We start from the raw sequence: 14,898 nt of genomic DNA on the forward strand, positions 1-14,898 counted from the left end.
AGACAGCTTTCAACATGAAATTCCTCTACTTTGCATTTCGACAGCCAATAAAGTTTGAATAATATCATAGCACATATAGACCTGGAATTTTTGAGGTAAAAATACCATATTACGACAAATGACTACCTATTAATGGGAAATTTATTCTTGCCATTTCATCAGAAAAGCAATAAAATCTTCTTGAGAGATCACATTTCAGGAGGAATCCATGTGGAAAAGAAACTTTTGAAAAGAATTGAGGTATTACGGAAGAGGCTCAATAAATTCGCACTTACTCGAAACCTTGTTGATAGCGAAGTGGTTGAAGTTAGTCAGCAATTAGACAATTTACTTAATCAATACCAAAAGGTTAGCGCTTACAAACAGTTAAGCTTTTGGTAAAAGAGGAATATATTATAGAGACACCACAAGAAGGGCTTCTTGCAGGTGTCTCTATCTTTTTTAAACTGTTTTACCACTAATATTGTTACGGCGTATTGCTTTTATAATTTCATTGATCACTAAAGGCATAACAGACAGTAGTAGAACAAAGGCCCAGTCCCTTATAGTCAAAGGATAGACTTTAAATACTGAAGCTAATGCAGGTACTGTAATTACAATCACTTGGAGCAAAATCCCGAGTAATATTGAATAAACTAAGTTTTTATTGGTAAAGACACCAAGCTGGAAAATCGATTTATCAGGATGCCGCATATTCAAAGAATGAAATAGTTGAGAGATGCTCAAGACTACAAAGGCCATTGTCTGAGCATGCATTAAGGAATCAGGATATAGATTGTTTCCTATTACAAAAGCGGTTAAAGTTAAAATCCCGATTAAAGCACCATTTAAAATCAGCCTTAGACCAGCGCCTTCGGCAAAAAGTGTGGCTTTTGGATCACGGGGTTTTTTATCCATGACTGTGGGATCTCCAGAATCGACACCTAAGGAAAGAGCAGGGAGAGTGTCAGTGACTAGATTGACCCATAAAATATGAATGGGTCTAAGAGGGGAAGCCCAGCCTAACAGAATCGCCAGGAAGAGGGCTACTACTTCTCCTAAATTACAAGATAGTAAAAAGATAATTGATTTCTTTATATTGTTAAAGATATTCCTGCCTTCCTTAATCGCCGAGACGATAGTTGAGAAGTTGTCATCAGTTAGAACAATATCTGCAGCGCCTTTGGCAACATCGGTTCCGGTGATTCCCATGGCCACTCCAATATCCGCAGCTTTCAACGAGGGTGCATCGTTTACTCCGTCCCCAGTCATAGAAACGATGTTTCCCCTGGACCTAATCGCTTTTACAATTGTAACTTTATGCTCTGGAGATACTCGAGCAAAAACAGATAAACCCTCAATTTTATCATTTAACTGATCTTGGGTCAATTTATCTAGTTCCGAACCTGACATAACTTCCTCGATATTATTAGAAATACCTAGTTCATTGGCTATGGCGAAGGCCGTATTTTTATGATCTCCTGTAATCATGACAGTTTTTATGCCAGCTTTTTTACAAAGCGCTATAGAGTCTTTGACTTCTAGTCTGGGAGGATCAATCATTCCGACAAGGCCAATAAATGTTAGGTTCTCTTCTATTTTGTCACCTTCCTTCGAGGGATCAGCGGCAAGTGACTTATAAGCAGCGCCTAAGACTCTTAAAGCATCATCAGACATTTGGTTTGAGGCTTCAATTATTTTATTCTTAAGTTCTTCGGTTAAAGTTACTGTTTCTCCATTTATGTAAGCGTCAGTTGAGATTTTCAGTAAACTGTCTAAGGCACCTTTGGTGAAGACTATGAATTGATTATTAGAGTTATGAACTGTCGTCATTAATTTACGATCTGAATCAAACGGAATTTCATGAACTCTGGGATAGGTTTTCTGCAACAAGTCTTTAGAGAGGTCAAATCTGTTGCCGGCTTCTAAGAGGGCAATCTCCGTAGGATCTCCTGTTTTGGCGGTTTCTGAGTAAGTAGAATCATTGCACAAGACTAGATTTTCCAGAAGGAGTCTATGAGCCTCTTTATTTAAATCAATTGAAGTTATTTCTCCTTGTTCATCGTTAGCAAAGAAGTGGGTAACCGTCATTTTATTTTGCGTAAGAGTTCCGGTTTTGTCAGAGCAAATAACTGAAACTGATCCTAATGTTTCTACTGCAGGGAGTTTTCTAACAATCGCGTGTTCTTTGATCAGACGTTGTACACCCATGGCCAAGACTATAGTGACGATAGCAGGTAACCCTTCAGGAATTGCTGCGACAGCTAAACTAAGAGCAATTAAAAACATTTCATAAAGATCTCGGTCTTGAAGTACCCCTACTAAAAACATGAGGGCACAAATTCCTATGGCTGCAAAGCCCAAGATTTTTCCTAACTCTTCAATCTTTTTTTGAAGAGGAGTTTGCTCATCTGTCGATTCTTCGAGCATGGTGGCAATTTTCCCAATTTGAGTATCCATACCAGTGGCAACAGCGATACCTGCTCCACGTCCATAGGTTGCTAAGGTAGACATAAATGCCATGTTTTTCTGATCCCCAAGAGGGGTATCCTCAGCTTCAATAATTAAATTTGCCTGTTTATCAGATGGAACCGATTCTCCGGTAAGGGCCGATTCTTCAATCTGCAGATTGGCTGTTTCTATAAGACGAAGGTCACAGGGAATGTATCTTCCTGCATCGATTATCACTAAGTCTCCAGAGACTACTTCTTGAGAAGGGATTTCTCTTGATTCTCCGTCTCTTTTAACTAATGCCTTTGGCGTTGAAAGTTTTTTCAAGGCATCAAGGGCCTTTTCTGCCTTAGATTCTTGAATGACACCTACGATGGCATTTATAAGAATCACAATTCCGATAATAACAGCATCGCTGATTTCTCCGATAAACCCCGAAATGAGAGCAGCACCAATTAAAATGTAGATCATGATATTGTTCAATTGAGACAGGAAAATTCTAAGTAAGGTTTTTGGTTTTTTAGATGTTAACTCGTTTAAACCGTGCTTTTCACGTCGCTGGATCACTTCATTTTCTGATAAACCGGTGGTTAGATTTACTTTGAATTCCTCTACCACGGCTTCGGTACTTTTATTGAACCACATATTATCACCTCATGATTAAGTATTCACAGAATGTAAAAAAAAAGACCTAGATTTTATATTATTCATTAACTTTCACTAATATTCGAAAAGAAGCTCGTCTCTTTTTAAAAGTTGGATGTATCGAGCCAAGCTTTGGCAGGTTTCTTGTTTAAAGCGACCATAATTCGCGCAATATACTTTGAAATGCAGTTAGAAAAAAATGAGTTGAAACTTGTATGTGCGTTTATCTCTTGGAGGTATTATAATAAACAAGTGGTAGAGGAGGTGTAAGATGAACTATATAGTATTTGATCTGGAATTTAATATGTTCTTTAAATTCAAAGAAGGGGATTATGCGAATCCCGCTTTAAAAAGTGAAATCATCCAGATTGGAGCGGTCAAACTAAACGAAAATTTAGAGACTATTAGTGAGTTTAATTCAATCATTAGGCCTGTTATTTATAAGAGAATCAATCCCTATGTTAAGAAAAAAACAAATATCAGTTCGGGTATGGTTGTTAGAGGGAAATCTTTTGGTGAAGCAATTAAAAGCTTTAGTTCTTGGCTTGGAAAGGATTCAGTTTTATGCTCTTGGGGGCAGGATGATATTTTGGGGCTGAGGGATAATTGTTTGTTTTTTGGTTTTGATTCACTGTCATTTGACAAATACATAAATATTCAACAAATCTATATGAAACATGGGGGTCTTTCAAAGCAACCAAGTCTGGAAAGTGCTGTAGAAGGCCTAGAAATTGAAAAAACATCTCCTTTTCATGATGCATTAAGTGATGCATTTTATACCGCGGAGATTTTCAAAGGAGTATTTAATTTATCTCGCAATCTAATCATTAATTGGGAAAAAGTACAGAGAGAAAACGAGGAAAAGATTAGGGAACTGAAATCCTTATTAGATAAAGTGAGTATATTTTGTCCACAATGTGACGAAGCTCTGAAAAAGACTAGAGAAGTGACTAAAGCAAAAAAATATTTTGCTCATGGTTACTGTGATAAGTGTAACCTCCCTATAAGACACATTTCAAGAATCACTCATAACGGTGATGGGGAGTATAGTATTCTTTCTAAGAATTCAATTTATAAGACGGAAGAAGCATCAGAGTAGGGCTATCTTTATAGTGATAAATTTTTTCTGGAATACTTTCAAGGTTACAATAAGAGAGAACAACAGGGAACTAAAAAGCCTTGCAAAATATCCATTTATTGTTTATAATGTGTTTAGAAAATTCAATAACTACAGGTGCCTCATTGTGAGGAGAATAGGGAAGTCGGTGTAAGTCCGGCGCGGTCCCGCCACTGTAAACGGGAAGCAAGAAGCATATTACCACGGGTTAGTTCCCGGAAGGTGCTTCGAAGTGTTGATCCGTAAGCCAGGAGACCTGCCTTGTAGTTAAGCTAAGCCTACCTTGTCGAAGAACCAAGAGTAGTGTGGATGAGATTATGGAAAAGTCTCTAGTCACGTTGTGATTAGAGACTTTTTTTATTTTCACTACAGCTTGTTCTTTTCAAGGAATGAGTCAAACATAGAAAGGAGAGATTGTGAAGTTTTGACGTTAATGGAAATGGCCCAAAGGGGTCAAGAAACCCCGTTGTTTACCTTAGTAGCCCGCAACGAACAAATCAATGTCCAACTCCTTATGGAACGGGTTGCTGCCGGACGAATTGTTATTCCCTATAACGGTCATCACAAGCCCCAAAAGCCTCAAGGGTTTGGGCTGGGCCTAAGTACCAAGGTTAGTGCCAGTATTGGCCTGGCCGCAGACGAGGATAGTCTAACGGATGAACTATTTAAAGTGGATGAGGCCATCAGGGCAGGAACCAATGCCATCATGGATTTGAGTACAGCGGGAAATATGGATGAAGCAAGGCGGACAATTATAAAAAGAGTACCGTTACCTTTAGGTACACTACCTGTGTATCAGGCTTTTGCTGAGGCTGTATGTACTAAGGGTTCAGCTTTAGCACTTGAGCCAGAAGACTTTTTTAAGATTATGGAACGCCAAGCTGCCGATGGAGTTGATTTTATGGCCTTACACAGCGCCCTGCACTCTGGTTTATTTAAAACGGCCAAGGCAGATCAGCGAGTTCTGAATCTGGTTAGTCGAGGTGGGTCCTTGTTGATGGGCTGGATGCTCTATCATGGTAAGGACAACTTTTTGTATACCATGTTCGACCGCATCCTTGAAATTGCCCAAAAATACGAAGTTACTTTAAGCTTAGCTGATGCAATGAGACCGGGTGCAGGAGCTGATTCATTATGTCGTTCTCAAGCTGAAGAGCTCGTCGTTCTAGGCGAGCTGGTAAAGCGCAGCAGACAAGCGGGGGTTCAAATCATGATTAAGGGACCTGGTCACACTCCACCTAATCAAATTGCGACAACTGTTAAATTGGAAAAACAAGTATGTCAAGGTGCTCCGTATTTTGTCTTCGGACCGGTATCGACGGATGTAGCCCCAGGATATGACGAAATTACGGCTGCTATCGGAGGAGCGATGGCTGGTGCTGCTGGAGCGGATATTCTCTGCTATGTTACACCCGCCGAACATATAGGTTATCCCGATGCGCAGGATGTCTATCGGGGAGTGGTGGCTGCACGTATTGCTGCTCATGTGGCTGATCTGGCAAAAGGGTACCCCGGAGCAGTAAATTGGGACCTTAAAATGAGTCAAGCACGTCGGGAGCAGAATATAGAAGCCCAGAAAACGTTAGCCTTAGATCGAGAAAGGCTTACGGGGTTCCAATCGGGCGAAAAACCTTTCTGCAAAAAATGTAAAAACGCTTGTGCCATGGCTGTAGCAGGTGAGTTCTTTCAAGAACTGCCGTGGGAGTGCTGACAGAAGTCAGTTGTCAGAGGCCGGAGGTCAGATTATAAATTTATTTCAATAGAAAATAATGTTACTGTCATAGCTAAAATTAAAAGTTTAATTAAGAAATGGAGAGATTAGAATGACACAATTAATTAAAGCGAGACAAGGAATTATTACGCCTGAGGTAGAGAGATTAGCAAAGGTAGAAGGGCTTAGGGCAGAAGAGTTATGTGAGAAGGTTGCTCAAGGTCGGGCAGTGATCTTAAAGAACAAACAACGTAAGAACTCGGTCTCAATCGCCATAGGGGAAGGACTCCGTACTAAAGTAAATGCTAATATCGGGACGTCACCGGACTGTGTGGATTTTTCCGATGAGCTGCATAAAATAAAGGTTGCCGTCGCGGCTGGAGCGGATTCCATTATGGAACTAAGTATTGGCGGAGATGTGGATGCTTTCCACCGTCAGGTGCTGGATACTTTTACATTACCTGTCGGCTCTGTCCCCACCTACCAAACAGGCATGGAAAGTATTTCCAAGCATGGAAGCGTTGTCGGTATGACGGCTGAGGATATGTTCGAAATGATTGAACGTCAGGCAGAACGTGGGATTGATTTTATGGCAATTCATGCTGCATTAAACATGTCTATCGTTGAAAGGTTAAAAAATCAAGGGCGAATTACAGATATTGTTAGTCGCGGCGGAGCCTTTTTAACGGGTTGGATGTTCCACCATGAGCAAGAGAATCCACTCTACACACAATTTGATCGCGTGCTAGAGATTTGTAAAAAATATGATGTAACTCTAAGTGTTGGAGATGCAATCCGACCTGGTTGTATCGAAGATTCTCTGGACCGGGCCCAGGTCCAAGGGTTGATTGTGGCTGGGGAATTGGTACAACGGGCTCTGGCGGCTGGAGTCCAAGTGATGGTAGAAGGTCCAGGCCATGTACCTGTTGATCAGATCCCCGCAACGATCTTGCTCCAAAAACAACTTTGCCATCATGTTCCTTACTATATTCTGGGCAATTTGGTCACGGATATTGCACCGGGCTATGACCATATCACAGGAGCAATAGGCGCTACAGCGGCTGCTATGGCAGGTGCCAACTTCATTTGCTATGTTACACCAGCAGAACATCTGCGTTTACCAACTGTTGAAGATGTACATGCAGGGGTAATTGCTACACGTATAGGAACTCATGCTGCAGATATCGTTAATGGTGTTAAGGGTGCGCGAGAATGGGACTTAGCCATGGCTCATGCTCGCAAAGCTCTAGATTGGAACAAACAAATTGAATTATCAATTGATCCCCCAACGGCTCAGCGAATCCGTGGAGAGCGTAACGAGGAGGGCGCTGAAGCCTGCTCAATGTGTGGTGGTTTCTGTGCTATGAAATTAGTGGGAGAACACTTAGGAAAAACGGGAGGAACTTGTTAACAAAGAAGATATGGATACGGAGGGAAAGCAAATGAGCCAAATTGGGGTCATTATGGGAAGTGATTCAGATTATCAAGTCATGGAAGAAGCTTTAGAAGTCCTCCAGCAATTTGAAGTTCAATTTGAAGTTATCATTTCTTCTGCCCAAAGGACCTTGAAACGAACGGTCGATTGGGTGAAAGGTTTTGAAACGCAAGGTGGAATGCTGATTATCGCTGCTGCTGGTTTAGCTGCTCATTTGCCTGGGATTGTGGCGGGGACAACGAAGCTTCCGGTCATCGGTGTTCCGATGAGCAGTGGAGCCATGGAAGGAATCGATGCTCTTTACTCCATTGTACAAATGCCTTCGGGAATTCCAGTTGCGACCGTAGGAATTGGTGCTGCCCGAAATGCTGCACTGCTGGCAGTGCAGATTCTAGCAATTCAAGATCAAGCATTGAGTATCAAGGTTAATGACTATCGAGCTCAGATGTTAAAAGAAATTGAGGAGAAGGACGAAGCATTGCAGAAGCAGTTAAGTTAAAAAACTTGAAGGCGGAGCACAACTCGGAGGGGGCAAACATGTTCGAATTAGGAGAAGACAAACCAAAAGAGGAATGCGGGGTTTTGGGGATTTATGCCCCCACTCAGGAAGTTGCCCGTTTAACTTACTACGGACTCTATACTCTGCAACACCGAGGGCAAGAAAGTGCAGGAATCGCAGTTTCCGAAGGATTAAGTATTAATGTGCATAAAGGAATGGGCTTGGTGTCGGAAGTATTTTCAGATAGTGTTGTGGATTGTTTGAAGGGGAAAATGGCAATTGGACATGTATGTTACTCTCCAACAGGCTCAGGCTTGCCCGCCAATGCTCAGCCCATAGTAGTACACTACCAAAAAGGCATGATGGCCTTAGCTCATAATGGAAGTATAACCAATGCCCTGGAACTACGTGAGGAACTTGGAAAAAAAGGGGCGGTTTTCCAAACGACGATTGACAGCGAAGTAATTATTAACCTGATTACACGCTATCGCCAGAAGTCCTTGGAAGATTCCCTGGTTAAGACTATGCGGGATCTACGTGGGGCGTATGCCTTGGTTATCTTGGCGGAAGATAAAGTTATAGGACTCAGAGATCCTCACGGAGTCCGTCCCTTATGTATTGGACGGATGAGGGAGGGGTATTGCTTAGCCTCAGAAAGTTGTGTTCTTGATATTACGGGGGCAGAGTTTGTGCGGGATGTAGAACCCGGTGAAATTGTGGTGATCGATGAAGAGGGACTGCACTCATACCGAGGATACTCCAAACTTGAGCGTAGGTCTTGCGCCTTTGAATATATCCATATTGCCCGTCCGGATAGTACAATTGATCAGCTGAGTGTATCGGAAAGCCGACGTCGCATGGGGGTTGAATTGGCTCGCGAATATCCACTGGATGTAGATCTTGTGATAGCGGTCCCAGACTCCGGGACCGCTTCTGCCCTAGGGTATGCTACAACACTGGGGATTCCCTTCGGAGATGGAATTATAAAAAACCGTTATATTCATCGAACCTTCATCCGACCAACTCAAGAAATGAGAGAAGTGGACGTTCAGCTGAAGCTCAATGCTAATGCAAGTGTCCTTAAAAATAAGCGCATTGTTATGGTTGATGACTCGATTATTCAAGGTACCACCAGTTCTAAACTGGTGGCGATGGTTAGAAATGCAGGAGCCAAAGAAGTCCATTTCTTGATTAGTTCTCCTCCGGTAGTCTATCCATGTTTCTATGGAATTGACACGGTAAAACCAGAAAAACTCATTGCCAATCAATTTGATTTAGAAGGAATTCGAGAGTTTGTCGGAGCAGGTTCACTACACTACATTTCTAAGGAAGGTTTGCTGCGAGCACTTGGGACGGACTGCGTTTGCTTAGCTTGTTTTGACGGAGTGTATCCAATTCCGATTTGGGCTTTATCGAAGCCAAACGAATTTTAATACTTTGTTATTTATGAACTCAATTGAAATCCCGAGGGGAGGTAATAAAGATGGGACTAGCACCTTTTCTTCGGTATAATCCCCATGAAGAAGGGTCTCAGTATTTGGAAGACTTGGCAACTGGGTACTGGTTTTCCGAGGTGCTATTTACAGCCGTTGAACTGGACGTCTTTACGTTTCTGGAGCGTAGAGGTATGACGACTCATGAAATTGCTGGAGCACTGGATATGCCTCCTATTGGTTGGGGGCGATTTCTTCAAGCCCTTTGTGCTATAGGGCTCGTAGTTTATGATGCAGGTCGTTATTATAATACCAAACTTGCAAGCGACTATCTTGTCATAGGTAAATCTAAATATCAAGGAGATTCGATCCTTTGGCGAAAAGGCCTTAGGCTTGGGTGGCAGGACCTTACCGAGTGCCTTAAGGCCGGCGGCAGAGTGAATTTTCCAGTCGAAGAAGAGGGGCCAGAGGAGTTTGCTCAGCGGATTCACAAGTATATCAATGCTATGGACAATATAGCTAGAACAAAGGTAGCAGAGATTCTGCCCTTCTTCCAGGGGATTGAACTCAAGGGGGAAATACTCGATATTGGGACAGGCTCTGGGGCGATTGCTGTCGGTTTTCTAGAAAGCTTTACTTCTCTATCGGCAACATTAGTGGATATTCAGGAAGTCCTTAACTATACTCAGGAGTTGATGGATAAGAAAGGGTTGAAAAAACGGGTTTCCTATATTCCTACTAATATTTTAGAACCTTGGTTAATAGCTAAGGAAGGGTTTGACCTGGTCGTTCTTTCAAATATCATCCACGCTTATTCAGAAGAAGAGATCCCTCGGATCTTGGATCGAGCTGCAAATTGTCTTAAGTCGGACGGGTTCCTGGTTATTCATGATTTCTTTCCTGAGCACTGCTCTGCCAAGTCGGCTTTGCTCGATCTAAATATGTTTATCAATACCTACAATGGCAGGATCTTTTCTGGAAAATGGGTAAAAGAACAATTAGCCATGTCAAAACTGTACACAACTGAGCTCATCCCTCTAGCGACGGACACTGCTCTGATCTTCGCGGCTAAGGATAAAAAGAAACTATCGAGTCTCTGCTTGGATGAGAAAACCCGTTTGATTGCTAGGATCAAAGCGATGGGATTTGGGGAGGTCCTGCCTATCGATAAAGCAAATATCCAGGTTGTTGACTGGACAGATTTACGTTGCCAGTACGGCTGTGATCGGTACGGAGATGGTCATTGCCCGCCCAATAGTCCCTCTCCTCAAAAAACGAGAGAGGTACTCAAAGACTTTTCCTATGCTCTGCTTCTGGAAGGGGAACCTCCAGGAAAAGTGTTTCAGAGAAAGGTTTTAGACGCCGAGAGAGAGGGGTTTTTAGCTGGATTTCATAAAGCGTTTGCCTATTGGGCCGGCCCATGTGTTCTTTGTACTACCTGCAGTGTGGCAGATAACAATGGGTTGTGTCGAAATACAAGGGATGCTAGGCCATCTATGGAGGGCTCAGGTATTGATGTTTACGAGACCGTCAGACGGGCGGGTCTTAATCTTCAGATTTTGCGCGACAAGGGTGAGTATGTTAGATATTTTGCCCTGTTGCTATTGGAGTGAATTAATGTGCGTGTTCTGATGATTCAAACCCCTTCAGTAGAAGAAATTTCTCAGGAAAGAGTCTATCCCATTGGGATTGTCCTGCTGGCCAGTCGCCTCCAAGAGGGTGGTCATGAGGTGAGTATCTTGGACATGAACCGAGAAAGAGACCCTTATGGAGCTCTGAAGGAGAAGCTTCTGACGTTTCAACCTGAAGTGGTAGGTTTATCCCTTCGTAATATTGATCCGCTGGGCAATAAGACGAGCTCTCTAATTTCGCCCTTTATTGTCACAGTTCGCTTGATTGATGCTGTTCTGCCCCAAGCTTGGTTAATTGTGGGCGGTACCGGCTTTTCCCTCTTTCCAAAACGACTGATGCTTGAAGTACCAGAATTGGATTATGGAATTGTAGGAGAAGCAGAAGTAACTTTTCCTGCTCTTCTCCACACTATAGAGAATCCGCCGCCAATGCCTGGGCTCTGTCTGCGAGAGGGCTTGAAGGTACACGTTTCTCCGCCTGCGACTAATTTTGACATGGCAAATTATGTTCCTGCGAATCGACTGTTGCTGGACCCGGAGCTTTATATAGGGATCAACAACTACGTTCCCACCATTGGAATTGAGGCTAAACGGGGGTGTGGGCTTAACTGTGCTTATTGTGTCTATCCTCAGCTTCAAGGGAGGAGATTGCGGTGCCGACCGACTGTTGCTGTTGTGGATGAAATGGAAATCTTGCATAAAGAGTATGGTATTGAGAGTTTTCATTTTACCGATCCTGTACTTAACGTTCCCAGCGGTCACCTTGAGGGAATCTGTGAGGAGATACTAAGCAGAAAGCTCAAGATTCGCTGGGACGGTTTCATGAGGGAAGATCAGCTTAATGAAAAGAATGTCGCTTTGTTTGAACGGGCTGGGTGTGAATGTTTTTCCTTCTCCCCTGATGGTTTGTGTCAAGAATCATTGGATGTCTTAGGCAAAAACCTTAGTGAGGCACAAATTTTAAAAGCAGCCAATCTCGTTGCGCAAACGGAGGTGGTCAGTGTCTATCATTTTATGGTCAATGTGCCTGGAGAGACGGAAAAGACTTGCGAGAAAAGTATTCAGTTTGTGGAACGACTTTATGAATTACACAGCAAGAAAAAGAATCTGGGAACCATCATATTGAATAATATTCGCATTCTACCAGGCACAGCGATCGAAAGGATAGCTAGAGCGCAAGGGGTTATTAACTCAGAAACAGATTTGCTCTATCCGACTTATTACAACCCAAAACCGTTTGATACGTTCAGATATAAGCTGGAAACGCTTCAGCAGTGCAGAAATGTCTTTATGTGGCAGGAAGTGAGGAGAAAGCTGAAATGAAGATACTCTTATTAGAGCACCCGCGAATTGTCTGCCCGGAACGATGTAATGACATCGCCAATACGCCTCTTTCCTCTTGTCTGCATTCTGGTTATATTGCCGGTATGCTCACAAGTGAAGGGCATGAGGTCGTAATTGTTGAAGGTTTCCTAGATGGACTGGACTACCAAGAAATAGAGCGCAGGGTAAAAGACATACAACCGGACATACTGGGAGTTCATATGGTCTACCATTGGCAGACGGACACGGCCTTGTACGCTTTTCTCAGCAAAGTAAAAGCTGAACGACTCTCCTATATTACAGCATACGGGTATTATCCGACCACTGACTTCGAAGACATCTTAAAGCAGTGCCCGGATCTTGATTCAGTCATTCTAGGTGAACCGGAACTGACCTTTGCTAGGTTGGCCAAAGCTTTAACTGATAAAGATAGTCTGAACAAATTTCCAGGTCTTGCTCAGAGGGATGATTCAGCTACAGTCGTTTCACAACGTCGCGAACTGGTGAGTGATCTGAACGCCCTCCCATTTCCTGTACGAACGGAAGCCCTTTTTCGTCTGCCGGAAGTAAACCTGCAGGGGAGTAGGGGATGCTATGGGGGATGTACTTTTTGCTATATCAACCCTTTTTATGGACAAGGGTCTCAGTGGCGGGGACGAACTCCGGAAAACATTATCGCGGAAATCGATGAGTTAATTGCTGAGCATAAAATTGAGGACTTCTATTTTACTGATCCCAATTTCTTTGGTCCGGGTGAAAGGGGCCAGCAACGGGCCATGCGCTTGGCCGCTCTTCTTAAATCCAGAAATATTCGCTTCGGCATCGAGGCTCGGGTTAATGATATTCATGAAGAAACTATAAGTTCCTTGGTAGAAGCAGGCTTGCGCCATATTCTCATAGGACTGGAGAGTGGTAGTGACAGTTCGCTAAAACGGATCAATAAGATGACCACGGTCGCTCAGAACGAGAGGGCGATCAAAATCCTCCGTAAATATGGAATTGAGCCTAATATTGGGTTTATCATGTTTGAGCCGGATTCATCCTTGGTAGATATCCGAGTCAACTTTGAATTTCTAAAGCGCAATGACCTATTGAATAATCTGGCGATTACGGCGAACATGCTCTATCATCACCTGATTGTTTTAAAAGGAACGAAGGCGCACCGAGATCTACAAAAGGCTGGGCGTCTGGAGGTCCAAGCATCATCGTATGAAAGCGTAGTGACTCTTACGGATCCTAAAGTAGCAGTCTTAGCCATGATCATGAGGAGAATTACCAACTTTCTTTTCGACTGTATGGCTGGGATATGGGGTGGCCAGGTTGCGGAACATGAGAATGCTCAAGAACAATATTCAACTATAAATGGTTTGTTGGCCAATTTATTTGAGTATACTTTGGAGACTTTAGAGGCTGGGGGACAGTTTACGGAGGAAAAGGTAGAGAGTTTGGTTAAGAGGACTGAGAAAGAAATAGCTGGGATTTTGGCATGAATGTTATCGCTAGGAGCGGGGGGCTGCCCTGAACATTTAACGTAGCAATGGCCAGAACAGGTAAAATTGTTCTTCTACAGCCAAAGACCACAGATGGCCCAATGGGGAAGGTGGGCCGAAGCTGGCAAAGTAGGAGACATGGTGAAATATGAACCACCAGTTGCTCACATAGAACACCGCTGCCAGTGCATCCTCCCAAAGGGATGTCAACTGGGCAGGGCTAAATAGCGCAGTCCAAGCCATTACTCCTGCCATCATGAAAAATAAGGCGGGCAACAGCCGTCGAGCTCGCCGCAGCCAGAAGTCTTTTAGATCCATGCGTCTGGAAAGACTCCATTGCACAACCAGAAGATCTGTAATGAGGTAACCGGACAACACAAAGAACAAACATACACCTAAGAGTCCTCCAGGAGCCCAGCTAGAGTTGAGGTGGTAAGCAATCACCGCGAATACGGCCATGGCTCGCAGCCCATCTAATTCTGGCATGTAGCGACGAGGTTTTGGCCGATTATGCTCGTATTGCCCATGAGCCTGGGCCACTTCAGGAACAGACATTTGTCGATTTTTAATTCGTTGGTTTCTTTGGTATGCTCTATCAGTACGGCTCACATCATTCCACTCTCCAACCCTACATAAACTTCTAATCCTCCATTCTCCATGCACTTAGCCGCAGAAGAATAATGGAGGTTCTTTTCTTACGATACCAAGTTTCTTGGTTTAGTGCTTTACAAAATACTTAAGAATGCTTACGAAAAAGTTACACGTAAAAAGAAACTCAAATATAAGGACATAAGGAAACCCTCATGTCGAAATACGAGGGTAGAATAGATATTCTAACAAATTATAAATAGCTCTTGTAGCGCAAGATTTATGCTCAAATAGCTATCTTTACCATTTTGTCGTTTGGGGCGAAATGGATTTTAAATTGTTTAGGTTGTCTCAAATTTCAAAGCGATTCCTAATAAAGATGCTTTGATTCTCGTTCACTGTGCAGTTGGAGCACGTGCTAAAGTTGCTCAGGCACATCTTAAGTCAGAAGGGTACACTAATGTCCTAGCGCTTGACAATAAGGTTATGATTGACAAAGACGGCAACGTTAAATACGAGTAAACTAGAAGTAAAGGGCCACCGTAAAATTTGCGGTGACCCTTTACTTTATTCATCAATTCCGAGATTCCCACTTC

General features: G+C 43.0%; 11 protein-coding genes, 1 pseudogene and 1 riboswitch. Of the genes and pseudogenes, 10 read left to right on the top strand and 2 right to left on the bottom strand.

Annotated elements, in window-relative coordinates; genetic code table 11:
• The first annotated feature begins 210 nt into the window (after positions 1 to 210).
• Positions 211 to 381, top strand: coding sequence for an aspartyl-phosphate phosphatase Spo0E family protein (locus M8E35_RS04540; RefSeq protein ID WP_252467594.1), 171 nt, complete (start codon positions 211 to 213; stop codon positions 379 to 381).
• Positions 382 to 441: 60 nt separating this feature from the next.
• On the opposite strand, the gene M8E35_RS04545 is transcribed toward M8E35_RS04540, so the two are convergent.
• Positions 442 to 3,075, bottom strand: coding sequence for a calcium-transporting P-type ATPase, PMR1-type (locus M8E35_RS04545; RefSeq protein WP_252467595.1), 2,634 nt, complete (start codon positions 3,073 to 3,075; stop codon positions 442 to 444).
• 271 nt (positions 3,076 to 3,346) lie between these two features.
• Between M8E35_RS04545 and M8E35_RS04550 the strand changes: the two genes are divergently transcribed.
• The 8 genes from M8E35_RS04550 to M8E35_RS04585 all read left to right on the top strand — a co-directional run bounded on the left by M8E35_RS04550 (position 3,347) and on the right by M8E35_RS04585 (position 13,714).
• Positions 3,347 to 4,174: a 3'-5' exonuclease gene (locus M8E35_RS04550; RefSeq protein ID WP_252467596.1), complete on the top strand. Its 828-nt coding sequence runs from the start codon at positions 3,347 to 3,349 to the stop codon at positions 4,172 to 4,174.
• A 116-nt stretch (positions 4,175 to 4,290) separates the two neighbouring features.
• Positions 4,291 to 4,471: riboswitch (cobalamin riboswitch) on the top strand.
• Between the two features lie 145 nt (positions 4,472 to 4,616).
• On the top strand, positions 4,617 to 5,903 hold the full coding sequence (gene thiC / locus M8E35_RS04555; protein ID WP_373887420.1) for a phosphomethylpyrimidine synthase ThiC: 1,287 nt from the start codon (positions 4,617 to 4,619) through the stop codon (positions 5,901 to 5,903).
• A gap of 112 nt (positions 5,904 to 6,015) precedes the next feature.
• Positions 6,016 to 7,314 (top strand): B12 lower ligand biosynthesis ThiC-like protein BzaB, encoded by a 1,299-nt coding sequence (gene bzaB / locus M8E35_RS04560; RefSeq protein ID WP_252467597.1) that lies wholly within the window; start codon positions 6,016 to 6,018, stop codon positions 7,312 to 7,314.
• Positions 7,315 to 7,345: 31 nt separating this feature from the next.
• Entirely contained in the window at positions 7,346 to 7,837 is a 492-nt protein-coding gene (gene purE / locus M8E35_RS04565; protein ID WP_252467598.1) for a 5-(carboxyamino)imidazole ribonucleotide mutase, read from the top strand.
• Between the two features lie 38 nt (positions 7,838 to 7,875).
• On the top strand, positions 7,876 to 9,270 hold the full coding sequence (purF, locus tag M8E35_RS04570; protein WP_252467599.1) for an amidophosphoribosyltransferase: 1,395 nt from the start codon (positions 7,876 to 7,878) through the stop codon (positions 9,268 to 9,270).
• Between the two features lie 50 nt (positions 9,271 to 9,320).
• Positions 9,321 to 10,883 carry a DUF2284 domain-containing protein gene (locus tag M8E35_RS04575; protein WP_252467600.1) on the top strand — a complete coding sequence of 521 codons (1,563 nt, stop codon included), beginning with the start codon at positions 9,321 to 9,323 and terminating at the stop codon, positions 10,881 to 10,883.
• Positions 10,884 to 10,889: 6 nt separating this feature from the next.
• On the top strand, positions 10,890 to 12,224 hold the full coding sequence (gene bzaD / locus M8E35_RS04580; RefSeq protein ID WP_252467601.1) for a B12 lower ligand biosynthesis radical SAM protein BzaD: 1,335 nt from the start codon (positions 10,890 to 10,892) through the stop codon (positions 12,222 to 12,224).
• Positions 12,221 to 13,714 (top strand): B12-binding domain-containing radical SAM protein, encoded by a 1,494-nt coding sequence (locus M8E35_RS04585; protein WP_252467602.1) that lies wholly within the window; start codon positions 12,221 to 12,223, stop codon positions 13,712 to 13,714. Before bzaD ends, M8E35_RS04585 begins: the two co-directional genes overlap by 4 nt.
• A 42-nt stretch (positions 13,715 to 13,756) precedes the next feature.
• Here M8E35_RS04585 and M8E35_RS04590 read toward each other — a convergent pair.
• Positions 13,757 to 14,200: pseudogene (locus M8E35_RS04590) on the bottom strand (acyltransferase family protein); the annotation flags it as partial.
• 486 nt (positions 14,201 to 14,686) lie between these two features.
• On the opposite strand from M8E35_RS04590, the gene M8E35_RS04595 reads away from it, so the two are divergent.
• Positions 14,687 to 14,824 (top strand): hypothetical protein, encoded by a 138-nt coding sequence (locus M8E35_RS04595; protein WP_508012049.1) that lies wholly within the window; start codon positions 14,687 to 14,689, stop codon positions 14,822 to 14,824.
• Positions 14,825 to 14,898 lie beyond the last annotated feature (74 nt).

Origin of the sequence: Desulfosporosinus nitroreducens, from assembly GCF_023897015.1 — a bacterium.
Taxonomy (GTDB): Bacteria; Bacillota; Desulfitobacteriia; order Desulfitobacteriales; family Desulfitobacteriaceae; genus Desulfosporosinus; species Desulfosporosinus nitroreducens.

Bases quoted from the DNA above. Each gene is read 5' to 3' on its own strand.
- M8E35_RS04545 (WP_252467595.1), bottom strand. From the start codon at position 3,075: ATGTGGTTCAATAAAAGTACCGAAGCCGTGGTAGAGGAATTCAAAGTA.
- M8E35_RS04550 (WP_252467596.1), top strand. From the start codon at position 3,347: ATGAACTATATAGTATTTGATCTGGAATTTAATATGTTCTTTAAATTC.
- bzaB (WP_252467597.1), top strand. From the start codon at position 6,016: ATGACACAATTAATTAAAGCGAGACAAGGAATTATTACGCCTGAGGTA.
- purE (WP_252467598.1), top strand. From the start codon at position 7,346: ATGAGCCAAATTGGGGTCATTATGGGAAGTGATTCAGATTATCAAGTC.
- purF (WP_252467599.1), top strand. From the start codon at position 7,876: ATGTTCGAATTAGGAGAAGACAAACCAAAAGAGGAATGCGGGGTTTTG.
- M8E35_RS04575 (WP_252467600.1), top strand. From the start codon at position 9,321: ATGGGACTAGCACCTTTTCTTCGGTATAATCCCCATGAAGAAGGGTCT.
- M8E35_RS04585 (WP_252467602.1), top strand. From the start codon at position 12,221: ATGAAGATACTCTTATTAGAGCACCCGCGAATTGTCTGCCCGGAACGA.